This window comes from Streptomyces sp. NPDC002817 (assembly GCF_053592055.1).
This window is the reverse complement of record NZ_JBSFUY010000026.1, coordinates 103,112-125,609: the sequence shown is the minus strand read 5'-3', so window position 1 is coordinate 125,609 and position 22,498 is coordinate 103,112. Positions and strand designations below refer to the sequence as shown.

General features: G+C 71.7%; 21 protein-coding genes. 11 read left to right on the top strand and 10 right to left on the bottom strand.

The genetic code is table 11. The features are described from left to right. Window positions 1–10: 10 nt before the first annotated feature. On the bottom strand, window positions 11–1,099 hold the full coding sequence (locus ACWD3I_RS35780) for a branched-chain amino acid aminotransferase (RefSeq protein ID WP_361490567.1): 1,089 nt from the start codon (window positions 1,097–1,099) through the stop codon (window positions 11–13). A 254-nt stretch (window positions 1,100–1,353) separates the two neighbouring features. Beyond that, on the bottom strand, window positions 1,354–2,397 hold the full coding sequence (locus tag ACWD3I_RS35775; RefSeq protein ID WP_365396361.1) for a 3-isopropylmalate dehydrogenase: 1,044 nt from the start codon (window positions 2,395–2,397) through the stop codon (window positions 1,354–1,356). A gap of 143 nt (window positions 2,398–2,540) precedes the next feature. On the opposite strand from ACWD3I_RS35775, the gene ACWD3I_RS35770 reads away from it, so the two are divergent. Continuing rightward, window positions 2,541–4,103, top strand: coding sequence for a purple acid phosphatase family protein (locus ACWD3I_RS35770; RefSeq protein ID WP_365396358.1), 1,563 nt, complete (start codon window positions 2,541–2,543; stop codon window positions 4,101–4,103). Between the two features lie 51 nt (window positions 4,104–4,154). Here ACWD3I_RS35770 and ACWD3I_RS35765 read toward each other — a convergent pair whose 3' ends face one another. Beyond that, on the bottom strand, window positions 4,155–4,286 hold the full coding sequence (locus tag ACWD3I_RS35765; RefSeq protein WP_266887662.1) for a hypothetical protein: 132 nt from the start codon (window positions 4,284–4,286) through the stop codon (window positions 4,155–4,157). A 221-nt stretch (window positions 4,287–4,507) separates the two neighbouring features. After that, complete coding sequence (locus ACWD3I_RS35760) at window positions 4,508–5,404, bottom strand: LysR family transcriptional regulator (protein WP_365396355.1); 897 nt, start codon at window positions 5,402–5,404, stop codon at window positions 4,508–4,510. 104 nt (window positions 5,405–5,508) lie between these two features. Between ACWD3I_RS35760 and ACWD3I_RS35755 the strand changes: the two genes are divergently transcribed. Next, the gene (locus ACWD3I_RS35755) at window positions 5,509–6,504 is read left to right on the top strand and encodes an NADP-dependent oxidoreductase (RefSeq protein WP_365396352.1); all 996 of its coding nucleotides are present in this window, start codon (window positions 5,509–5,511) and stop codon (window positions 6,502–6,504) included. Window positions 6,505–6,543: 39 nt separating this feature from the next. Here ACWD3I_RS35755 and ACWD3I_RS35750 read toward each other — a convergent pair whose 3' ends face one another. Beyond that, on the bottom strand, window positions 6,544–6,966 hold the full coding sequence (locus ACWD3I_RS35750; RefSeq protein ID WP_365396349.1) for a hypothetical protein: 423 nt from the start codon (window positions 6,964–6,966) through the stop codon (window positions 6,544–6,546). 121 nt (window positions 6,967–7,087) lie between these two features. On the opposite strand from ACWD3I_RS35750, the gene ACWD3I_RS35745 reads away from it, so the two are divergent. Next, window positions 7,088–7,954: an alpha/beta fold hydrolase gene (locus ACWD3I_RS35745; protein WP_365396346.1), complete on the top strand. Its 867-nt coding sequence runs from the start codon at window positions 7,088–7,090 to the stop codon at window positions 7,952–7,954. On the opposite strand, the gene ACWD3I_RS35740 is transcribed toward ACWD3I_RS35745, so the two are convergent. The 3 genes from ACWD3I_RS35740 to ACWD3I_RS35730 form a co-directional block, all read right to left on the bottom strand. Then, window positions 7,938–8,774: an alpha/beta fold hydrolase gene (locus tag ACWD3I_RS35740; protein ID WP_365396343.1), complete on the bottom strand. Its 837-nt coding sequence runs from the start codon at window positions 8,772–8,774 to the stop codon at window positions 7,938–7,940. The two genes, ACWD3I_RS35745 and ACWD3I_RS35740, sit on opposite strands and share 17 nt — an antisense overlap. Window positions 8,775–8,858: 84 nt before the next feature. Next, window positions 8,859–10,490, bottom strand: a complete 1,632-nt coding sequence (gene pruA / locus ACWD3I_RS35735) for an L-glutamate gamma-semialdehyde dehydrogenase (RefSeq protein WP_365396339.1) — start codon at window positions 10,488–10,490, stop codon at window positions 8,859–8,861. 186 nt (window positions 10,491–10,676) lie between these two features. Then, the gene (locus tag ACWD3I_RS35730; protein ID WP_365396336.1) at window positions 10,677–11,603 is read right to left on the bottom strand and encodes a proline dehydrogenase family protein; all 927 of its coding nucleotides are present in this window, start codon (window positions 11,601–11,603) and stop codon (window positions 10,677–10,679) included. Window positions 11,604–11,730: 127 nt separating this feature from the next. Between ACWD3I_RS35730 and ACWD3I_RS35725 the strand changes: the two genes are divergently transcribed. The 3 genes from ACWD3I_RS35725 (at window position 11,731) to ACWD3I_RS35715 (ending at window position 14,294) form a co-directional block, all read left to right on the top strand. Beyond that, window positions 11,731–12,927, top strand: a complete 1,197-nt coding sequence (locus tag ACWD3I_RS35725; RefSeq protein ID WP_365396333.1) for a PucR family transcriptional regulator — start codon at window positions 11,731–11,733, stop codon at window positions 12,925–12,927. Window positions 12,928–13,005: 78 nt separating this feature from the next. Next, window positions 13,006–13,647, top strand: a complete 642-nt coding sequence (locus tag ACWD3I_RS35720) for a LysE family translocator (protein ID WP_365396330.1) — start codon at window positions 13,006–13,008, stop codon at window positions 13,645–13,647. After that, window positions 13,644–14,294 (top strand): HAD family hydrolase, encoded by a 651-nt coding sequence (locus tag ACWD3I_RS35715; RefSeq protein WP_365396327.1) that lies wholly within the window; start codon window positions 13,644–13,646, stop codon window positions 14,292–14,294. The genes ACWD3I_RS35720 and ACWD3I_RS35715 overlap by 4 nt, the downstream gene beginning before the upstream one ends. Window position 14,295: 1 nt before the next feature. Here ACWD3I_RS35715 and pdxR read toward each other — a convergent pair whose 3' ends face one another. Beyond that, on the bottom strand, window positions 14,296–15,705 hold the full coding sequence (pdxR, locus tag ACWD3I_RS35710) for a MocR-like pyridoxine biosynthesis transcription factor PdxR (protein ID WP_365396324.1): 1,410 nt from the start codon (window positions 15,703–15,705) through the stop codon (window positions 14,296–14,298). 47 nt (window positions 15,706–15,752) lie between these two features. Here pdxR and ACWD3I_RS35705 point away from each other — a divergent pair, with 47 nt between their 5' ends. From ACWD3I_RS35705 to ACWD3I_RS35685, 5 genes are all read left to right on the top strand, one after another. Further along, window positions 15,753–16,931, top strand: coding sequence for an MFS transporter (locus ACWD3I_RS35705; protein ID WP_365396321.1), 1,179 nt, complete (start codon window positions 15,753–15,755; stop codon window positions 16,929–16,931). A 66-nt stretch (window positions 16,932–16,997) separates the two neighbouring features. Continuing rightward, entirely contained in the window at window positions 16,998–18,491 is a 1,494-nt protein-coding gene (locus ACWD3I_RS35700) for an ABC transporter substrate-binding protein (protein WP_365396318.1), read from the top strand. After that, on the top strand, window positions 18,488–20,245 hold the full coding sequence (locus ACWD3I_RS35695; protein ID WP_365396315.1) for an ABC transporter permease subunit: 1,758 nt from the start codon (window positions 18,488–18,490) through the stop codon (window positions 20,243–20,245). The genes ACWD3I_RS35700 and ACWD3I_RS35695 overlap by 4 nt, the downstream gene beginning before the upstream one ends. After that, on the top strand, window positions 20,235–21,206 hold the full coding sequence (locus tag ACWD3I_RS35690; RefSeq protein ID WP_365396312.1) for an ABC transporter ATP-binding protein: 972 nt from the start codon (window positions 20,235–20,237) through the stop codon (window positions 21,204–21,206). The genes ACWD3I_RS35695 and ACWD3I_RS35690 overlap by 11 nt, the downstream gene beginning before the upstream one ends. Next, on the top strand, window positions 21,193–21,867 hold the full coding sequence (locus ACWD3I_RS35685) for a dipeptide/oligopeptide/nickel ABC transporter ATP-binding protein (RefSeq protein WP_365396309.1): 675 nt from the start codon (window positions 21,193–21,195) through the stop codon (window positions 21,865–21,867). Before ACWD3I_RS35690 ends, ACWD3I_RS35685 begins: the two co-directional genes overlap by 14 nt. On the opposite strand, the gene ACWD3I_RS35680 is transcribed toward ACWD3I_RS35685, so the two are convergent. After that, complete coding sequence (locus ACWD3I_RS35680; protein ID WP_365396306.1) at window positions 21,854–22,435, bottom strand: TetR/AcrR family transcriptional regulator; 582 nt, start codon at window positions 22,433–22,435, stop codon at window positions 21,854–21,856. The genes ACWD3I_RS35685 and ACWD3I_RS35680 overlap by 14 nt on opposite strands. Between the last annotated feature and the right edge of the window lie 63 nt (window positions 22,436–22,498).

The window sequence follows — 22,498 nt, the reverse complement described above, 5'->3', positions numbered from 1 at the left end:
TGGTCCGCGACTAGCCCAGCTTGTGCATCCAGCCGTGCTTGTCCTCGGCCGTGCCGCGCTGGATGTCCAGCAGAGCCTGGCGCAGCTTCAGCGTGACCTCGCCCGGCTCGCCGCCCGACTGCTGCCACTCGGCGTTCGCCCGCTTCACCGTGCCGACCGGGGTGATCACGGCGGCCGTGCCACAGGCGAAGACCTCGGTCAGGGTGCCGTTCTCGGCATCGCGCTGCCACTGGTCGATGGAGACGCGGCCTTCCTCGGACTCGTAGCCGAGGTCGCGGGCGACCGCCAGCAGGGAGTCGCGCGTCACGCCCTCCAGGATCGAGCCCGTGAGCGCCGGGGTGATGATCTTGTCGCCGTACACGAAGTACAGGTTCATGCCGCCGAGCTCCTCGACCCACTTGTGCTCGACCGCGTCGAGGTAGCAGACCTGGTCGCAGCCCTTGGCTGCCGCCTCTGCCTGGGCGAGGAGGGAGGCCGCGTAGTTGCCGCCCGTCTTCGCGTCGCCCATGCCGCCGGGGACGGCGCGGACGCGGTCCTCGGAGAGCCAGATGGAGACCGGCTTGACGCCGCCGGGGAAGTAGGCGCCGGCCGGGGAGGCGATGACCAGGAAGAGGTACTCGTTGGCGGGCTTGACGCCCAGGCCGACCTCGGTGGCGATCATGAAGGGGCGCAGATAGAGGGACTCCTCGCCGCCGTGCGCCGGGACCCAGGCCCGGTCCTGCTGGACGAGGGCGTCGCAGGCCTCGATGAACGTCTCGACCGGCAGCTCGGGCATGCCGAGGCGGTGCGCGGAACGCTGGAAGCGCTCGGCGTTCTTCTCGGGTCGGAAGGTGGCGACGGTCCCGTCGGGCTGGCGGTACGCCTTGAGGCCCTCGAAGATCTCCTGCGCGTAGTGCAGGACCATCGTCGCCGGGTCGAGCTGGAGCGGGGCGTACGGCACGAGCTGGCCGTCGTGCCAGCCACGGCCCTCGGTCCACTTGATCACGACCATGTGGTCGGTGAAGTGGCGGCCGAACCCGGGGTTCGCCAGGATCGCGGCGCGCTCGGCGTCGGAAAGTGGCGAGGCTGAGGGCTTGAGCTCGATCGTGGGCGTCGTCATGAGTGCTTGTCCTTCACCGGTTGTGTAGTGACGGGCCGCGCTCACGCCCTTTACTGTCAGTTGCCAGTGCCAGGACGTCCGAGCATTCCCTCATTCCGCGGCTCCGCGTTCGATTATCGCGCGACGGAGGCCGTGGACGAAAACGGCGTGAATGCGACCCGGGGGATGATGGTGGCACCCGGCGGGGACATAAGGAAAGCCGCCGGGTGCGGATGCGACCCGGCGGCTTCGAGTGGTTCGTTGAGAGCCGCGGGTCAGCCGGCTACTCGTACGGCGAGCGCGTCGCCGATTTCCGACGTGCTGCGCGCGGGCTTGCCGGTGCGCTCGGCGAGGTCGGTGGAGACCGCCTCGTCGATCCGGGCGGCCTCGGCCTCGTAGCCGAGGTGACGCAGGAGCAGCGCGACGGACAGGACGGTGGCGGTGGGGTCGGCCTTGCCCTGGCCGGCGATGTCGGGGGCCGAGCCGTGGACGGGCTCGAACATCGACGGGAACTCGCCGCTGGGGTTGATGTTGCCGCTCGCCGCGACGCCGATGCCGCCGGAGACGGCCGCGGCGAGGTCGGTGATGATGTCGCCGAAGAGGTTGTCGGTGACGATCACGTCGAACCGGGCCGGGTCGGTGACCAGGTAGATCGTGGCCGCGTCGACGTGGATGTAGTCGGTGGTGACCTCGGGGAACTCCTCGGCCACCTTGTTGAAGACGTTCGTCCACAGGTGGCCCGCGAAGGAGAGCACGTTGTTCTTGTGGACCAGCGTGAGCTTCTTGCGGGGGCGGGCCTGGGCGCGGGCGAAGGCGTCGCGGACGACACGCTCGACACCGAAGGCCGTGTTCACGGAGACCTCGGTGGCGACCTCGTGCGGGGTGCCCTTGCGGATGGTGCCGCCGTTGCCGGTGTACGGACCCTCGGTGCCCTCGCGGACCACGACGAAGTCGATGGCCGGCTCGCCCTTCAGCGGCGTCTCCACACCCGGCAGCAGCTTCGACGGCCGCAGGTTGACGTGGTGGTCGAAGAGGAAGCGGAGCTTGAGCAGGAAGCCGCGCTCCAGGACACCGGAGGGGACGCTGGGGTCGCCGATGGCACCGAGGAGGATCGCGTCGTGCTGCTTCAGCGCGTCCACGTCGGCGTCGGTGAGGGTCTCACCGGTGGCGTGGTAGCGCTTGGCGCCGAAGTCGTACTCCTTGGTCTCCAGCTTCACATCCTGCGGAAGGACGGCGGAGAGGACCTTCAGGCCTTCGGCCACGACCTCCTGGCCGATGCCGTCACCCGGGATCACTGCGAGATTGATGCTGCGAGACATGTCGGCACCCTACTCCCGCGTCCCATGGGATGACACGGCATGTCCGCCATACGGACAGCGGCGTACCCCTGGGCGTCAGCCCTTCGACTGGCGTTCACCCGTACGTATGGCGGGTGTTGGGATCCGCTGGGAACTTCAGCAGCATGGACCTTCCCGACGTCGGCATCCCGCCGCAGCTCGCGCGCCGGATGAGCATGGCCGAGCAGTACGAGTATCTGCGCACGAAGCTGACCCGGCGCCGCACCCTGGTGACGGCCGGCGCGGTGGCGGGCGGCCTGCTGACCGGCGGCTGCGCGGGAGACACGCCCTCACCCTCGGCCCGTAGGACCGCTTCCCCGTCCTCCACCGCCAAGGTGCACGGCTCGGTCGTCGCCCCCTTCGGCCGCCACCTCGCCTTCGGCGCCGACCCGAGGACCCAGATGCGGATCTCCTGGCAGGTCCCGCTCGCGGTGAAGAAGCCGTACGTCCGGATCGGCACCCGCCCCGACGATCTGAGCCGCAGGATCGAGGCCGAGGTCCGCGATCTGCACACCCCGGGCGTCACGGGCGTCCGCGCGGCCCTCGACCAGTACTACCTGCACGCCGCCCTGGACGGCCTGCGCCCCGGCACCACGTACTACTACGGCGTCGGCCACGACGGACTCGACCCGGCCGCCGCCGCACACCGTTCGACGATCGCGTCCTTCCGCACGGCCCCGGCGAGCCCGGAGAAGTTCGTCTTCACGGCCTTCGGCGACCAGGGCGTCAGCAAGGCCGCGGCCGCGGGCGACCACGTCCTGCTGCGCCAGAACCCCGCGTTCCATCTCCACGCGGGCGACATCTGCTACGCGAACGTCAACGGCCGGGGCGAGAAGTCGGACGGCTACGACCCCTCGTACTGGGACCTGTACCTCAAGCAGAACGAGGAGGTCACGCGGTCGGTGCCGTGGATGGTGACGACCGGCAACCACGACATGGAGGCCTGGTACTCCCCCGACGGCTACGGCGGCCAGCTCGCCCGCTGGTCCCTGCCGGACAGCGGCTTCGATCCGCGCGCGGCGCCGGGCGCGTACGCGTTCACGTACGGCAACGTCGGCTTCGTGGCGCTGGACGCCAACGACGTGTCGTACGAGATCCCCGCCAACCTCGGCTACACGGGCGGCAAGCAGACGGCCTGGCTGGACGAGAAGCTGGGCGAGCTGCGGGGAACGGTGGACTTCGTCGTCGTCTTCTTCCACCACTGCGCCTACTCGACCTCCTCGCACGCCTCCGACGGCGGGGTGCGCGAGGAGTGGCTGCCGCTGTTCGCGAAGCATCAGGTGGACCTGGTGATCAACGGGCACAACCACGTCTACGAGCGCACCGACGCCATCAAGGGCGACGCGGTCGGCAGGCGGGTGCCGATCGGCGCGTCGACCGACCCGACGCGGGACGGGACCGTGTACGTCACCGCGGGTGGTGGCGGCAAGGACCTGTACGGCTTCCCGGCGGGCGTGAAGGAGAGCTACGAGGGGCATGTGCGCGACCGCGAGTCCGTGGACACCTTCCGGTGGACGAGGTCACGGGCCGCGGACAAGGAGACCGTGGAGTGGTCGCGGGTGCGCTACCGGGGCTTCTCCTTCCTCCAGGTGGAGGCGGAGAGCGGTACGGCACCGAGGCTCAAGGTGTCGGCGCTGGCGCAGAACGGCGACCGGATCGACCATTTCGAGGTGCGGCGCGGGACGTGAGCCCGCGCCGCACCCCGGCGGGTGCGGCTCCCGGTACCTGGGTGTGCGGCCTCAGTGGCCGGTCGAGCCGCCGTTGTCACGGCGGTCGAGGGCGCGCTGGAGGGCGGCCGCGGCGTTCTTGCGGTCGGACTCGTTCGTGCGGACGGTGTGACGGACTCGACGGCGGGCGGTCGTCTCGGCCATGAGAAATCGACTCCTTCGAATTCATGGAGTGCAGAAGGGGGTTACGAGACGCCGGAAGGGGCGGGGAGCGGTGACCGCAGGGGTTGCCTGCATGGGGTCCGGCTCACGACCGCCATTCGCTTGATCGAGCGAGACGTTCGGCTTCTACAAAGCTAAGGGAGGACGCTCGGTCTGTCTCCACAATTACTCGGACTTCCTACTATCTGAGACAGTGCGGTGGGTCACACGGCGTTGACCTGCGGTTTCGCATGGCTGCGCAGCTCGCGGACGAGGGCTCGCACGACGGTGGTGGTGGCGAGTTCGGGTGTGGTGACGTACCCGATCCGACGGGTGGGCCGGTCCGGTCCGAGATCGGTGATCTCCAGACCGAGCGGCGCCTCGGCGAGGGAGAGCGCGGGCATGATCGCCATGCCGAGACCGCTGCCCACCATCGAGAGCACCGCCCCGTCGTCCTCGGCGCGGACGGTCGCGGTGGGGATCCAGTCCTGCGCCGCCCACCAGGTGCGGGTGTAGGAGGAGCAGTTCTCCCGCCAGTCGACGAGCGGCAGGGAGCGCGGGGCGGGGTGGCCGGCCGGATGGACGAGCGCGTACGGCTCCTCCAGCAGCACGTCCCCGACCAGGTGCGGCGGGATCGGGGAACTGGTGCCGAAGGTGGCGATACCGAGGTCGGCCCGCCCCTCGGCGACCTCCCCTGCCGTGCCGGGCCCGACCTCCCGTACGACGGTGACGGTCGGCTCGATCGCGGGGTGCCGTGCGGTGAGGCGTTCGAGGACGGGGGGCAGGAGGTGGAGGGCGGCGCTGCGGAAGGCGGCGATACGCAGCGGGCCGGCGACGTCCTGGGGCTCCGCGGCCCGGGTCTCCCGTACGAGCAGGTCCAGCATCCGCAGGACACGACGGCCGTGGGCGACGGCCCGTGCGCCGGCCGCCGTGGGCCGGGCCCCGTACCGTCCGCGCTCGAACAGCACGACGCCCAGCTTGCGTTCGATACCGCGTACGGCGTGCGAGACGGCTGACTGACCGGTGCCGAGCCGGACGGCGGCGGCCGAGAAGCCACCCTCCTCGGCGACCGCGACGAGGGTACGGAGTTCCTGCGGTCCGAGATCGACGGTGCTGCTCATTACGGGTCCCCCACCTGCTGCTATGAGCGAGAGCTCATAGATGTGTCCGTTCCATGAGCGCAACCCTCTGCTGCGGTTCGGCATTCCTCCGTACGGTCCCGTCCATGACCGACACAGCGATCACCGTGCACCAGACCGCCCGCCCGAAGGGCTTCCCCACCCCCGACGACTTCGCCTTCGTGGAGTCCCCCCTGCCCTCCCCCGCCCCCGGCACGGCGCTGGTGGAGAACCTCTACTGGTCGGTCGACCCCTACCACCGCGAAATGATGGACGGCGACTTCGCGTTGAACGCGCCGCTGGAGGGCCGCGCCCTGGGCCGGATCGTGGCCTCGCGGGACCCGGGGCTGCCCGAGGGCGAGATCGTCTTCCACCGACAGGGCTGGCGCACCCACGCCCTGGTGACCCCGCACGAGGTCAGAAGCCTGCCGCGGTACGAAGGCGTCCCGCTGTCCGCGTACTTGAGCGTGCTGGGCGGCACGGGTCTGACGGCATACGTCGGTCTCACCCGGATCGCGCGGCTCCGCGAGGGCGACGACGTGTTCGTCTCCGCGGCGGCGGGCGGGGTCGGCACGGCGACGGGCCGCTTCGCGCGGCTGCTGGGCGCGGGCCGGCTGGTGGGCAGCGCGGGCTCGGCGGAGAAGGTCCGCCACCTGACCGGACAGGTCGGCTACGACGCGGCGTTCGACTACCACCAGGGCCCGGTCCGGGACCTCCTGTCGAAATCCGCCCCCACCGGCATCGACGTCTTCGTCGACAACGTCGGCGGCGACCACCTGGGCGCGGCGATCGGCGCCCTGCGCGACCACGGCCGCGTGGTCCGCATCGGCACGGTGAGCCAGTACAACACCCCGGACGCGCCGCCGGTCGTCTTCAACCACGCCGACGTGGTGGAGAAGAGCCTGCGCGTCGAGGGCTTCCTGGTCAGCGACTACCGCGACCTCCAGGACGAGTTGTACGACTTCGCCGTACCGCACCTGCTCAGCGGGGCGCTCGCGCTGGACGAGACGGTGGTGGAGGGCTTCGAACGGATCGTGGAGGCGTTCTTGTCGATGCTGGGGGGCGGGAACGTGGGGAAGATCCTGGTGCGCGCGAGGACGTGACCACACAACCGCAGGCCCCCAGGGCGAGGCCCGTTGCGGTCAGGAGACCGGCGCTGACGGACGCCCCGTCAGGGAGACCGACCTCAAGTACACCGCCGGTGACCGCTCCAGCCGAAGACCGGCTCCTTCGACGTCCACCAACGCCCGCTCCACCTCGCCCTGTTCATGCCCGAAGAGGTCGATGCCCTGCCAGACCACCGGGAAGGCGGGCGCGTCCGGCTGGGCGAGGTTGATCCAGTCGAGTCGCCGCCCTTCGTCCGCGGCCCCGCAGACCAGCAGCTCGATCCCTTCGTAAGCGGCCCCGAAGCTCCACCCCGCCCCGCACACCCACGCCTCCCGCACATCGGCGAGCGTGGCCACGGCCCATCGAGCCTCCCGCTCCCCCATCCCGAATCGCAGCACCCCTGCCCCTCGGGGCAGGACGAGCCCTTCGCCAGGGCGGAGTTCGAAGTGGACCGGCATGGTGCCGAAGGGTAGCCGTATCGAGGAGTGCCCAGCTAACTCCTCAAACACACTTGACCGGTTACAGCGGCTCATGGTGAACTCACCTAACCATCAAATTGACATTCAGGGGTTAGAAGCCATGACGACCGTCCACCGCACCACCACCGTCCGCGGCCTCGACATCCACTACCGCGAGGCCGGTCCCGTCGACGCCCCGGTCCTCCTGCTGCTGCACGGCTTCCCGAGCAGCTCGCACATGTTCCGCGACCTCATCCCGCTCCTCGCCGACCGCTACCGCCTCATCGCGCCGGACCACATCGGCTTCGGCCGCTCATCGGCTCCGGAAGCCTCCGACTTCACCTACACGTTCGCCGAACTCGCCGAGATCACCGCCGAGTTCACCGAGCGGTTGGGGCTGAAGGAGTACGCCCTGTACATCCAGGACTACGGCGCCCCGATCGGTCTGCGGCTCGCCCTCGCGCACCCCGAGCGCGTGACGGCGATCGTCACGCAGAACGGCAACGCCTACGAGGAGGGGCTGGGGAAGGATGCCTGGGCTCCCGTGCTCGCGCTCATCGCCGGGCGGACTCCGGAGACCGAGGCTCCGGTGCGGGAGATCTCCTCGCCGGACGGCATCAAGTGGCAGTACCTGCACGGGGTTCCGGAGGACCTGCGGCACCTCGTCAGCCCGGACGCGTACCAGCACGACGCGGCCCTCATCGCCCGCCCCGGCCAGTCGGAGATCCAGCTCGACCTGATCTCCGACTACGGCTCCAACTTCGCCCTCTACCCCGCCTTCCACGACTACTTCCGCACCAGCCAGGTCCCCCTGCTGGCCGTCTGGGGCGCCCACGACGAGATCTTCGTCCCGGCCGGCGCCCTCGCCTACCAGCGCGACCTCCCGAAGGCCGAGATCCACCTCCTGCCCACGGGCCACTTCGCCCTGGAGACGCACGCAGCCCAGATCGGCGCGCTGATACGGGACTTCCTCAGCCGGACCCTCTGAGCGCCGCCCCCACCGCCTCCCGGAAGCCGTCCGGATCCTCCACCCACGGCGAGTGCCCGGCGCCGGGGAGCACCACCCTCCGCACCCGGGGCAGCGCCCGCTCCAGCGAGTCGACCGCCCAGCGCGGCCGGACGTCCCGCTCACCGTCGACGATCAGCACGGGCACCTCCAGCCCCTGGCAGGCGGCGTACAACTCCGGGCCGCCCCAGGTCTGTTTCGTCTCCGCGCCCAGCGCCGCGTTGCACTCGAAGTTGATCTCGAACCAGGGGTCCGCCATCCGCCCGGCATGCTCCAGCGCCCGCTCCCGGTCCTCGAAGTCGACCGACCACTGCAGCACCGCCCGCTCACGGTCGCCGTCCGTCAACTCCTGCCACCGGGCGAACCGTTCGGGCACCTCACCCAGCCTCGCGCGGAAGTTCTCCTGGAAGGGCCCGCGCCAGGTGGACACCGGGTCGATGCCCGTCCCGCCCACGTACACCAGGCCCCCCACCCGCTCCGGGTGGGCCAGCGCATAGCTCAGCGCCAGCTGGGCGCCCCAGGAGTGGCCGAGCAGCACAGGCCGATCGAGCGCGAAGTGCTGTCGTACGGCGTCCAGATCCGCCACGAACCGGTCGGTCGTCCACGGCCCCGCGCCCCGCTCCGAACGCCCGCACCCGCGCTGGTCCCAGCGGACGACGGTCGCCCGGTCCTCCAGCATGGCGGCCACGTCCTCGAACATGTCCCACAGCCCGGGGCCGCCGTGACACAGCACCAGGGCCTCGCCGCCCTGCCCCTGCCGCGAGGCCCACAGCCGTACACCGTCGTCAGTCGTCACCGTCATGTCCACGAGTCTGCGCCACGAGTCCACCCGGAGACGGCGAAAGGCCGGGCAACAGCCCGGCCCTTCACACTCTCCGACCCACCGTCAGCCCATGTGCGGGTACGCGTAGTCGGTCGGCGGGACCAGCGTCTCCTTGATGGCGCGGGTCAGGGTCCAGCGCATCAGGTTCTGCGGGGCGCCCGCCTTGTCGTTGGTGCCGGAGGCGCGGCCGCCGCCGAAGGGCTGCTGGCCGACGACGGCGCCGGTGGACTTGTCGTTGATGTAGAAGTTGCCGGCCGCGTAGCGCAGCTTGTCCATCGTGTACGCCGCCGCCGCGCGGTCGCCCGCGATGACCGAGCCGGTCAGGGCGTAGTCGGAGACCGACTCCATCTGGGCCAGCATCTCGTCGTACCGGTCGTCCTCGTAGACGTGCACGGCGAGGAAGGGGCCGAAGTACTCGGTGGTGAAGACCTCGCTCTCCGGGTCCGAACACTCGACGACGGTCGGGCGGACGAAGTAGCCGACCGAGTCGTCGTAGGAACCGCCCGCGACGATCGTGCAGGTGGGGTCGGACTTCGCGCGGTCGATGGCGGCCTTGTTCTTGGCGAAGGCGCGCTCGTCGATGACGGCGCCGATGAAGTTGGAGAGGTCGGTGACATCACCCATGGTGAGGTAGTCGACCTCGGCCGCGAACTCCTCCTTGAAGCCGCTGTTCCAGATCGACGCCGGGATGTAGGCCCGGGAGGTCGCGCTGCACTTCTGGCCCTGGTACTCGAAGGCACCACGGGTCAGTGCGGTCTTGAGGATCGCCTTGTCGGCGCTCGGGTGGGCGACGACGAAGTCCTTGCCGCCGGTCTCGCCGACCAGACGCGGGTAGGTGCGGTACTTCTCGATGTTGGCGCCGACCGTCTTCCACAGGTGCTGGAAGGTCTTGGTGGAACCGGTGAAGTGGATGCCGGCGAGGTCGCGGTGCTCGAGGGCGACCTCGGAGACCTCGATGCCGTCGCCGGTGACGAGGTTGATGACGCCCTTGGGCAGCCCGGCCTCCTCCAGGAGCTGCATGAGCAGCACGGCGGCGTGGGTCTGGGTCGGGGACGGCTTCCACACGACGACGTTGCCCATGAGTGCCGGGGCCGTCGGCAGGTTGCCCGCGATCGCCGTGAAGTTGAAGGGCGTGATCGCGTAGACGAAGCCTTCGAGCGGGCGGTGGTCCAGGCGGTTCCAGACGCCCGGGGAGTTCGCCGGGGGCTGCTCGGCCAGCAGGTCGCGGGCGTACTTGACGTTGAAGCGCCAGAAGTCGACGAGCTCGCAGGGGGTGTCGATCTCGGCCTGCTGGGCGGTCTTCGACTGGCCGAGCATGGTGGAGGCGGCGAGGGTCTCGCGCCAGGGACCGGCGAGGAGTTCGGCGGCGCGCAGGATGATCGCGGCGCGGTCGTCGAAGGCCATCGCACGCCAGGCGGGCGCGGCGGCGAGGGCCGCGTCGATCGCGTCCTGCGCGTCCTGCTGGGTGGCGTTGCGGTACGTGCCCAGTACGGCCTTGTGGTTGTGCGGCTGCACGACCTGGAAGGCGTCGCCGCCGCCGAGCCGCTTCTCGCCGCCGATGGTCATCGGCAGGTCGATCGGGTTCTCGGCCAGCTCCTTCAGCTTGACCTCGAGACGGGCGCGCTCGGGCGAGCCGGGGGCGTAGCCGTGCACCGGCTCGTTGACGGGGGTGGGGACCTGGGTCACAGCGTCCATGAGATCCGTAGCTCCTTGTTCTGAGCGGGTGTTGCGAGCGGGTGTGCGGGCTCAGCCCTTGCTGATCATGCTGCGGACGAAGAGGCGCAGGTTCGCCGGCTTCTCCGCGAGGCGGCGCTTGCTGCGACTTCCCGGGGGACAACCCCCGGACCCCCGGCCGAAAGACCTTTGTGCGTGCGTCATCTCTCAGCCCCGGGTGAGCATGCTGCGGGCGAAGAAGCGCAGGTTCGCCGGCTTCTCCGCGAGGCGGCGCATGAAGTAGCCGTACCAGTCGGTGCCGTAGGCCGTGTAGACGCGCATGCGGTGGCCCTCGGCGGCGAGGCGCAGATGTTCGTCGCCGCGGATGCCGTAGAGCATCTGGAACTCGTACTCGTCGAGCTTGCGGCCGGCCTGGTGGGCCAGTTCCTGTGCGATGGAGATCAGGCGCGGGTCGTGGGACCCGATCATCGGGTACCCCTCGCCCTCCATCAGGACCTTGAGGACGCGGACGTACGCCTTGTCGATCTCGTGCTTCTGCTGGTACGCGACCTCGGCGGGCTCCTTGTAGGCGCCCTTCACGAGCCGCACCCGGCTGCCGCTCCCGGCGAGGCGGCGGGCGTCGGCCTCGGTGCGGAAGAGGTAGGCCTGGATGACGCAGCCGGTCTGCGGGAAGTCCTTCCGCAGCTCCTCGTGGATGGCGAACATCGAGTCGAGGGTGGTGTGGTCCTCGGCGTCCAGCGTCACCGTCGTACCGATGGCGGCGGCGGCCTCGACGACCGGTCGGACGTTGGCGAGGGCCAGCTCGTGGCCGCCCGGCAGCGCCTGTCCGAACATCGACAGCTTCACGGACATCTCGGCACGGGTGCCGAGGTCCATCTCCTCGAGCCGGTCGACGAGCCGGAGGTACGCGTCCCGGGCGGCTTCGGCCTGCTCGGGAGTGGTGATGTCCTCGCCGACGACGTCCATCGTCAGCTCCAGGCCCCGGTCCGTGAGGTCCCTGATGATCGGCACGATCTCGTCGACCGTCTCGCCGGGGATGAAGCGGTCGACGACCTGCTTGGTCACCGGCGCCGCCGAGATCAGGCGTCGCATCCGGTCGCTGCGCGACGCGGCAAGAATCACGGGACCCAGCACGGGGCACCTCCACAAACCAGCAGATAGAACCACCGTGAAACCTAAGGATCCCTCCGATCGTCGGCCATCGACAGCTGTCACGCATCCGTGCCGCAGATCTCAGACAGATGTATGAAGGGCCGGGGTTGTGCGGGAGAATGCCCGAGTGACAGCCGATGCCGCGTCGTCCAGCCGAGCCGGTGACTACCAGGAGCTGGTCGACGAGATCTCCGAGCTTCTCGGGGTGCCCGCGACCCTGGAGAGCCGCGACTTCGAGCTGATCGCCTTCGGGGCGTACGACAGTGAGGGCGACCTCGATCCGTCGGCGCTGGACCCGGTGCGCGCCCGCTCGATCCTGACCCGCCGCTCGACGGCCACGGTCCGGGCCTGGTTCGAGGGCTTCGGCATCACCCGCGCGACCGGTCCCGTCCGTATCCCGCCGACGCCCGAGGCGGGGGTGTACCGCGGGCGGATCTGTCTTCCGGTGCGCCATCGGGGTGTCGTCCTGGGATACGTCTGGCTGCTGGAGTCCGACCCCGGGCCCACCGAGCCCCAGCTGGCCGCCGCCATGGAGGTGACGGTCCGGATCGGCGCGCTGCTCGCGGACGAGGCGCAGCACGGGGCGGACCTCAGCCGGGAGCTGCGGGCGGTGCTGACCGCCGAGCGGGGCTGGCAGGGGGACATGGCGGTGGCGGCGCTGCGTACGGCGCTCGGCCCGCGCGGCGACGGCCCGCACGCGGTGGTGTGTGTCGCGCCGTGGCCGTCCGCCGACCCGGACGACGCGCCGTCCGCGCGTACGGTGCCGCACACGACGGCCCTGTGCACGGTTCCGTGGGGCACGACCGCGCAGAGCCTCGCGATCCTCGTCCGGCTGCGGTCGCCCGAGGTGCGGACGCCGGCGCTCGCGGCGGCGCAGAGGCTGCTGGGGGAAGGCGCCCGGGCGGCCGGCGTGGGCGAGCCCCGGACCGGTCTCGGCGACCTGGCGACGTCCTGGCAGGAGGCCTCGGCGGCGGCCCGGGCGGCCCTCGCGGAGCCGGCGCTCGGCCCGGTCGCGGAGTGGTCGCGCATCGGCCCGTACCGGCTGCTGACCTCGCTCCCCGCGGAGACGGCCCACGACCCCGTCGTACGGCCCCTGCTCTCCCCCGCCCACCGCGAACTCGCGCGCACCGCCGAGATCTACCTCGACTGCGCGGGCCAGGCAGGGCGCACGGCCGCCGAACTGGGCATTCATCGCCAGACCCTGTACTACCGCCTGTCCCGGGTGGAACAGCTGACGGGCCTGGACCTGGACGACGGCGAGGACCGGCTGCTGCTGCACATGGCACTGAAGGGCGCACGACTCTAGAGCTCTTTTGACTCCACCCTGCCCGAATCCGGGCAGAAAGCAGGGGAAGTCGACACCTTCCGCCTCTACAGTGCTCGCATGATCACTGCCTCCGCGCTGGGCTCCTTCGCACTGATCGTGGGCCTGCTGACCCTCACTCCGGGTATCGACACCGCCCTCATACTCCGCACCGCCGTCACGGGGCGCCGCACGCGCGCGTGGGGCGTCGTCCTCGGCATCCAGACCGGCACCCTCGTCTGGGGCGTGCTCGGCGCGCTCGGCGTCACCGCCGTCCTGACCGCGTCCCACCTCGCCTACACGGCCCTGCGCTGGGCGGGTGCCGCGTACCTGGTCTGGATGGGCGCCCGCATGGTGTGGGCGACGCTGCGGCGTCGGGGCGGGGACGCCGGGTCCGCGGAGGAGGCGGACACCGCGGGCGGCTTCTGGAGCGGCTGGCGCAAGGGCGCCCTGACGAACCTGCTCAACCCGAAGGTGGGCGCCTTCTACATGGCGGTCCTGCCGCAGTTCGTCCCGGAGGGCGGCGCGGCGGCGCACCTGGTGGCCGGCGCCCTGCTGGCGGGCGTGCACATCGCGCTCGGGGTGATCTGGTCGGGCGTCCTGATCCTCTTCGCCCGCACCCTGCGCGACACGCTCCGCCGCCCGTCCGCCCGCCGCGTCCTGGACCGCGTCACCGGCACGATCATCGCCGCCTTCGGTGCCCGCCTCGCCTTCGGGGAGTGACCTTGCCCCTGCTGCTGATCGACCTCGACAACACGCTGGTCCACCGCGACGCCGCGTTCCGTGAGGCGGCGTCGGGGTTCCTGGACGAGCACGCGCTGCCCGAGACCGAGCTCGACTGGCTGACGACCCTCGACGGCAGTGGCTACACACCACGGCAGGACGTGGCCCGGGCCATGATCGAGCGCTACGGCCTTCCCGAGGGCCCGGTCCGGCGGCTCCTGGACGACGGCGTCGCCGAACGTGTCACCCTGACCGACGCCACGCGCAGCGCCCTCGTCGAGGCCCGCGCGACCGGCTGGACGTGCGCGATCGTCACCAACGGCCGCGTGGCCCAGCAGGAGAGGAAGATCCGCGGCACCGGCCTGGACCGGCTGGTCCACGCATGGGTGATCTCCGAGGCGGTCGGCCACAAGAAGCCGGCACCGGAGATCTTCGAGGCGGCGGCCGCCGCGGCCGGAGCCTCGCTGGACGGCGCCTGGGTGATCGGCGACTCGCCGCACGCCGACGTCCGGGGCGCGATCGGCATCGACGCGCGCAGTGTGTGGGTGTCGGGAGGCCGGTCGTGGGGCGAGGCGGGGTACCGGCCCACCCGTGTCGCACCGGACGCCGCCGCCGCGATCCGAGTCGGCATCCGCAAGGAGCGGTGACTCAGCCACCGCCCAGAAGATCCGCCACCGCCGCCACCCCCTCCGCGATCGCACGCTCCGTCACATTGCCGAACCCCAGGACGAGTTGAGGTGGCTCCGCGTCCTCCGACGCGCGGCACGCGCTCATGCCGTACAGACCGACCCCGCGGGTGCGGGCCGCGCCGACGAGCGCGTGTTCGTCCGCGGTCGCGGGCAGATGGGCCACCGCGTGGAACCCCGCCGCCAGTCCGGACAGCCGCACCGCCGGGGCGTGCGCGGTCAGGGTGTCGACCAGGGCGGTACGGCGGGTGGCGTACGTCGTGCGCATGCGGCGCAGATGGCGGTCGTAGCGGCCGGACTCGATCAGGCGGGCGAGGGCGAGTTGGTCGAGGGTGGGTGAGCCGCGATCGGTGACGCGTTTGAGGCCGGTGACCAGGTCGACCAGGGCCGGCGGGCACAGCAGCCACCCCAGCCGCAGGGCGGGGGCCAGCGACTTGCTGACCGTGCCGATGGAGATCACCCGGTCCGCCGCCAACCCCTGGAGCGCACCGACCGGTTCGCGGTCGTAGCGGAACTCGGCGTCGTAGTCGTCCTCGATGACGTACCCGTCCTGGCGCACGGCCCAGTCGATCAGCGCATGGCGGCGGTCGGGCGCCAGCACGACTCCCGTCGGCCACTGGTGGGCCGGGGTGACGATCACGGCCCGGGCGCCGGTGGCCGCCAACTCCCGTACGTCCAGGCCCTCTTCGTCGACCGGTACCGGTACGGTCGTCAGCCCCGCCGCCTCGGCGGCCGCCCGCGCGGTGGCCGGGCCGCCCGGGTCCTCGTACGCCACGACCCGCACACCCCTGCGGGCGAGGGCGCCCAGGGCGAGGCTCAGCCCCTGCGCGTAGCCCGAGCAGACGACGGTCCGGGCGGGGTCGGCGGCGGCGCCGCGCACCCGGCGCAGATATCCGGCGACGACCTCGCGCAGGGCCGAACTCCCGCGCGGATCCCCGTAGTCGAGGTCGGCGGTGGGCATGTGCCGGGCCGCTTCCCTGGTGGCCCGGAGCCAGTCGGCGAGCGGGAAGGAGGTCAGGTCCGGCACCCCGTGGCGGAAGTCGGCGATCAGCCGGGGGCGGGGGTCGGGCGGGGGTGCCGGGGCGGGCTCCGACGGCTGGGCGCAGGCCGCCACGCGGGTGGCCGAGCCGACGCGGGTCACGAGGTAGCCCTCGGCCTGGAGTTGGGCGTAGCAGTCCTGGACGAGACCACGGGACAGACCGAGCTCGCGCGCGAGTTCCCGGGAGGACGGGAGGCGTTCGCCGGCCTGGAGCCGCCCGGTGCGGATCGCGTCCCGCAGCTGCCCCTCCACCTGCGCGGAAAGCCGCTGCGCGCTGTCCCGGTCGACGGTCAGAAGCAGCTCTGGCGACAGACCGGCCCACTGCACTGGCATGGAATTGGAGCTTAGCGGAGGGCCGGTGCGAACCTACCGTCGACGGTATGACGACTTCGGCCAAGCACCCTGCGCGGACCACCGGTTCGCGTCCGCCCCTGCTCACCCGGCCTCTGCTGCTCCGCTTCGTGAGCCTGATCGGGGCGACCGTCAGCTTCTTCCTGCTGCTGTCGGTCGTACCCGCCTACGCGGCCGAGTCGGGCGGCGGGGGTGCGGCGGGCCTCGCCACCGGTGCCCTGATGCTCTCCACGGTCCTCGGTGAACTGGTCACTCCCCGGCTGGTCGCACGTTTCGGATACCGGGTGGTCCTGATTGCCGGTCTGTTCCTGCTCGGCGCCCCGGCCCTGGTGCTGACGGCCTCCCGGGACATCGTGTGGATCGTGGCCGTGTGTCTGGTGCGCGGACTGGGCTTCGCGCTCACCATCGTCGCGGGCGGCGCCCTGACCGCGACGCTGATCCCTGCCGAGCGCCGGGGCGAGGGCCTCGCCGTGGTGGGCGTGGTGTCCGGTGTGCCGTCGCTGGTCGCGCTGCCGCTCGGGCTGTGGCTGGCGGAGCACGCGGGACACGGGACCGTCGCGGCCGTCGGCGGCGGTGCCGCACTCGCCGCGATCGTCTCGGTGTTCGGCCTGCCGGACCGTGGCGCGAGCGCCGAGCGGCCGGTCGGTGTGGTCCGCGGGCTGCGCACCGGCGCCCTGCTGCGCCCCGTCCTCGTCTTCGGCGCCACCGCGACGGCCGCCGGAATCCTGGTCACCTTCCTTCCGTTGGCGGCCGGTTCGGCGTCCTCCGCGGTGATCGCGGCGGCTCTGTTCGCCCAGCCCGCCGCCGCGACCGTCACCCGCTGGCTGGCGGGCCGGCACGGCGACCGGCACGGCAGCTCCGGGCTCGTCCTGCCCGGCCTGCTCCTGTCGGCGGCGGGCGTGCTGGTCACCGCCGCGACCGGCAGCCCGGTCGCCGTCGTCGCGGGCTCGGCGCTGTTCGGGGCCGGCTTCGGCATCGCCCAGAACGCCACCCTGACCCTCATGTACGCCCGGGTCTCCGCCTCTTCGTACGGCACGGTCAGCGCACTGTGGAATCTCGCCTACGACGGTGGCATGGGCGTCGGCGCGGCGTGCTTCGGTGTCCTCGCGGGGCTGACCGGCTATCCGTGGGCGTTCGCGGCGACGGCCGCACTGATGCTGGTCGCGCTGGTCCCGGCGCTGCGCGATCTCCGTCACATCGATTACTGAAAACGATTGTCATCGTGTTAGCGTCGGCGCACTCACCCTTGACCACCCCTTTACCCGGAGGGTTCCGTGCGCCTGCCCGCCCGTCACCTGTTCTCGGCCGCCGTGGCGTCCACCCTGCTCACCGGCTGTTTCTCCGGTGCCTCCGCCGAGGGTGAGGGCGACAGTGACAGCGACGGCAAGCGCGTCCGGGTCGCGATGATGCTGCCCCCGCGCTCGGCCCTCTCCCCGCTCTCCGACGACGCGTTCAAGCTGTCCCGCTGGTCGACGGCGGAGACCCTCGTGAAGCTCGACGCCGACGGGGACGCCGAGCCCGCGCTGGCCACCGAGTGGCAGCAGTCCGGAAGGACCTGGACGTTCGAGATACGCGACGGCGTCACCTTCCACGACGGCACGAAACTCGACGCCGAGACCGTCGTACGCTCGCTCACCACCGCGGCCACCGCCTCCCCCAAGCCCCGCATCCTGGACGGCGTGGAACTGACCGCGAAGGCGAAGGACTCGGACACCGTCACCGTCACCACGGCCGACGAGGACCCCCTGGTCCCGCAGCGGCTCAGCTCGCCCCAGCTGTCGATCCTCGCCGCGAAGGCCTACAGCGGCAAGACGGTGAACCCCGTCGGCGCCGGCACCGGCCCCTTCGAGCTCACCGAGGTCGACGGCACCTCCTCCGCCACCCTCGACCGCTACGACGCCTACTGGGGCGGCAAGGCCAAGGCCCCCGGTATCGACGTGAAGTTCGTGCCCGACGGCACCGCGCGGGCCGCCGCGCTGCGCAGCGGTGAGGCCGACATCGTCGAGGCGGTCCCCGTCTCCCAGGCCGCGCTCCTCGACGAGGACCTGATCACCGAGGTCCCGATGCCGCGCACCAACACCCTCTACCTCAACACCGAGAAGGGCGTCTTCAAGGACGCCGCCCTGCGTGCCGCCGCCCGCGAGGCGATCGACGCCGAGTCGATCGTCAAGGGCGTGTACGAGGGGCGGGCGGATGTCGCCGAGGGGCTGCTCGGACCGGCGCTGCCGTGGGCCGCCGAACTGCGGTCTGACGTCAAGCGCACCGCCGCCAAGAAGGCGAGCGGCCAGACCATCACCATCGGCACCTTCACCGACCGCGCCGAACTGCCCGAGGTCGCCGCCACCCTGCAACAGCAGCTCCAGAAGGCCGGGTTCAAGGTGAAGCTCGACGTCCGTGAGTACGCCAACATCGAATCCGACGCCCTCGCCGGTGAGTTCGACGCCTTCATCCTCTCCCGCGCGACCGTCCTCGACTCCGGCGACCCGGCCGCCTACCTCTACAGCGACTTCGCCTCCGACGGCTCCTTCAACATCTCCCAGCTCGCCGACGCCCGGGTGGACGCCGCGCTGAAGAAGGCCGGCGGGACCGAGACCGGCGAGGCCCGGCGCAAGGCCGTCATCGCGGCCGAGGCCGCCGTGCTCGGCACCGACGCGGCCGTCCCGATGCTGCACGAGCGCGTGATCCAGGGCGACGCCGCGAATGTCGTGGACGCCGCGCACGACCCGCGCGAGCGTGAGCTGGTCACGGCCGACACGTACGTCAAGTGAGGCTCACCCCACGGCGGTTGCTCACCACGGCCGGGGTGACCCGGGTCCTGTGCCTCCTCGGGGTCGTGACCGCCGTAGGTCTGCTCCCCTGGCTCTCCGGCAGGGACCCGGCGCTCACCGTCCTGCGCGCCCGTTCCGCCGAGCAGGAGCCGACGAAGGAGGCCCTGGACGCCGTACGGCAGGATCTCGGCCTGGACGCGGGTCCCCTTTCCCTGCTGGGGAGTTGGGCGTCCGATCTGCTGCACGGGGATCTCGGGACGTCGTGGGTGTCGGGTACCGACGTGCTGCCGTCCGTCGTGTCCGGGCTCCAGGTGTCGCTGGCGCTGATGGGCGCGGCCTTCGCCGTCGCGGTGCTGCTCGCGGGTGCGCTGGTCGCGCCCGTGCTGGTACGGGGGCGCAGGTCGGCCGGGGCCTTCGCGGCGATGCTCGCCGCCGTGCCCGAATTCCTGCTGGCCACCGTCGCGTTGCTGGTCTGCGGGGTGTGGCTGGGATGGCTGCCCACCTCCGGCTGGCAGGGTCCGGCGTACATGGTCCTGCCCGCCCTCGCCCTCGGTGTCCCCGCGGGCGGGCTGCTCGGGCGGCTGGTCGCGGACGCGCTGCCCGCCGTGCTCGACGAGCGGTGGGTGGAGCTGTGGCGCGGGGCCGGCGTCGGCAGGGCCCGGGTCTCCGCGGCCGCCCTCCGGCGCGTACTGCCGCCTCTCGTCCCGCAGTTCGGGATGGCCGCCGTCGGGCTCACCGGGGGCGCGGTCGCCGTGGAGACGGTGTTCGCGGTACCGGGGATCGGGCGTACGGCGCTGGGGGCAGCCAAGTCGCAGGACCTGCCGCTGCTCCAGGGTGCGGTGCTCGCCCTGTTGCTGCTCGGTCTGGCCGTGGGGGCGTTGTCCGCGCTCACCCGGCGCCGGCTGCTGGGTCCGGCCCTGCGGGACGCCTCGCTCACCCTGCCGCCGGCCCGGCCGGTCCGTACCCACCCGGCGATCCCTTCGGCCCTGTTCGCCGTCCTCGCCGTGACGATCGGCTGGGGTCTGCTGCGTGACCCGTTCGCGATCGACACCGCGAACCGGCTGGCCTCTCCCACCTGGTCGCACCCGCTGGGCACCGACGGCCTCGGCCGTGACGTCCTGGCCCGGCTCGGACACGGCGCCGCCTCCACCGTCGGTACGGCCGCCGCCGTCTGCCTGCTCAGCCTGCTGGTCGCGCTGGCGCTCGGTTTCCTGCCCGGCGTCGCGGCGGGCGCGGCGGACATCGCCAACGCCCTGCCCCCGGTGATCGTCGGCATCCTGGTCGCCGCGGCGGCCGGACCCGGCACGGGCGGCGCGGCCCTCGCGGTCGCCCTGATCTCGTGGCCGCCGCTGGCCGCGCATGCGGCGGCGCTGGTGCAGGAGGTACGGGCGTCCTCCTTCCTGATGGCCCAACGCGCCATCGGCGCACCACCCTTGTGGATCCTGACCCGGCACGTCCTGCCCTCGGTGGCCGCGCCCGTCGCCCGGCACGCCCTGCTGCGGCTGCCCGGCATCGCGCTCGCCCTGGCCTCGCTGGGCTTCCTGGGCCTGGGCGCCCAGCCACCCGCCCCGGAGTGGGGCCTGCTGCTCGACGAGTCCCGCGCCTACGTCGAACGCGCCCCCTGGGCGGCCCTCGCCCCGGCGGTGGCGCTGGCCCTGCTGGCGGGGCTGGCGGTGTCGGGGGCGTCGTACGCGCAGGGCCGGAACGTCACAAAAGGCCGGCAAGCCGTGAGAGAGGTCCCCGTTGGAGTCTGAGGCGCTGCTGTCGGTACGCGATCTGCGGGTCGCCTTCGACGGCGTCGAGGTCGTGCGCGGACTGTCCTTCGACATCCGGCCACGTGAAGTGCTGGCGATCGTCGGCGAGTCGGGCGCGGGCAAGTCCCTGACCGCCCGGGCGCTGCTGGGCATGCTGCCGAAGGACGCGACGGCGACGGGGACCGTCCGGCCGGACCTCTCGGCCGAGCGCGGGAGCCGTATCGCCCTGGTCCCCCAGGACGCCTTGTCCGCCCTCTCCCCCGTGCACCCGGTGGGCGACCAACTCGCCGCCGCCGTACGGTCGGTGGCCCGCGTCTCCCGCAAGGAGGCCCGGGCCCGTGCGATCGCGGCACTCGACCGGGTGGGCATCCCGGACGCCGCGCGCCGGGCACGGTCGTATCCGCACGAGTTCTCCGGCGGCATGCGCCAGCGTGCGGTCGTCGCGATGGCCACGATCAACGAACCCGACATCCTGGTCGCCGACGAACCCACCACCGCCCTCGACGAGGAACGCCGCGAGCAGGTGCTCCGGGTCCTCGCCGAGCAGCGGGAGGCGGTCGACGCGGCGCTCGTGCTGGTCACGCACGACATGGACGTCGTACGAGAGCACGCGGACCGGGTGCTGGTCATGTACGCCGGGCGCCTCACCGAACTCGGCCCGACGGACGCGGTGCTGGGCCGCCCGAGGGCCCCGTACACGGCAGGCCTGCTGGCCTCCCTCCCCCAGCACGCCCCCGCCGGCCGCCGACTGCCCTCCCTGCGCGGCACGCCACCGGCTCCGGGCGCGCTCCCGCCGGGCTGCGCGTTCGCCCCGCGCTGCCCGCTCGCCGAGGACGTGTGCCTCGGTGTGGAGCCGGAGCCGCAGGACGTGGACGGACGGCTGGTCGCCTGCCATCGCTGGGCCGAAGTGCCGCACCCCGCCGTCGAGTTGTTCCGGGAGCAGCCGTATGTCTCTTCTTGACGTCCGCGACCTCGTCGTCCGCTACGGCCCGGTGACCGCGGTGGACGGCGTGAGCTTCACCCTGGAGCCCGGCGAGACCCTCGCCCTCAACGGCTCCTCCGGCTGCGGCAAGTCCTCCACCGCACTGGCGGTGCTTCAGCTGCGCCGCCCGGACTCCGGCGAAGTGCGCTTCGAGGGACGGGAGTTGACGACCCTGACGGAACGCGAACTCCGCCCCCTCCGGCCGCGCATGCAGCCCGTCTTCCAGGACCCGTACGGCTCCCTCAGCCCCCGCCACCGCATCCGCGACGCGGTCGCGGAACCCCTGAAGGTCCAGGACCGCTGGAGCCCCGCGGACGGCCCCGCCCGGGTGGCCGAACTCCTCGGCCGAGTGGGCCTCGACCCGTCGTACGGAGACCGCTTCCCGCACGAACTCTCCGGCGGCCAGTGCCAACGCGTCGGTATCGCCCGGGCGTTGGCCTCCGAGCCGCGCCTGCTCGTGCTCGACGAGCCCGTTTCGGCGCTGGACCCGTCGGTGCGGGCCGGGGTGCTGAACCTGCTGGCCGGCCTCCAGGACGAGCTCGGGCTCGGCTATCTGTTCATCTGCCACGACCGGGCGGTCGTACGGCATTTCGCGGACCGTGCCCTGGAGATGCGGGACGGGCGGATCAGCTCTTCTTGACCCCGGCGATCACCTGGCGCAGCCCTTCGGTGAGCCGCTCCGCACTGGGCGCGTTCGCCGGGTCGAAGTTCCACTGCGCGATCAGGCCCGTCATCAGGGTCACGTAGAACATGCCGAGGGTGTCGGCGGTCTCGTCCGAGACGTCCTCCTCGCGCCCGCCCATGAGCATCGGCACGAACCCGCGCCCGGCCTCCCGCTGGGCCTGCGCCAGGTAGTCGCGCACCTCGGGCAGTTGGTCGCCCATCACCACGATCTCCATGCTGAGGCGCCACATCGAACCGGGCTCCTGCATGGTGCCGATGACGTTCGACCACACCTCCTGGAAGCGTTCGAGGGAACCGGGCTCGGCGCTCATGGCGGTCCCGTCCCCCTCGAAGGCATCGCCCATCCCCTCGGCCAGCGACACATACGCCTGCGCGAGCAGCGCGTCCTTCGAGCCGTAGTGGTAGCCGATCGAGGCGAGGTTGGTCCCCGACTCCTTGACGATGTCGCGCGCCGTCGTGCGCACGAAGCCCTTGGCCAGCAGGCACCGCTTGGCGCCTTCGAGCAGATCCTCACGGTGTCCCATGGGCTCAACTCTATCTAGACAAGCGATTTATACAAGCGTCATAGACAAGCGTTTAAGACGTAC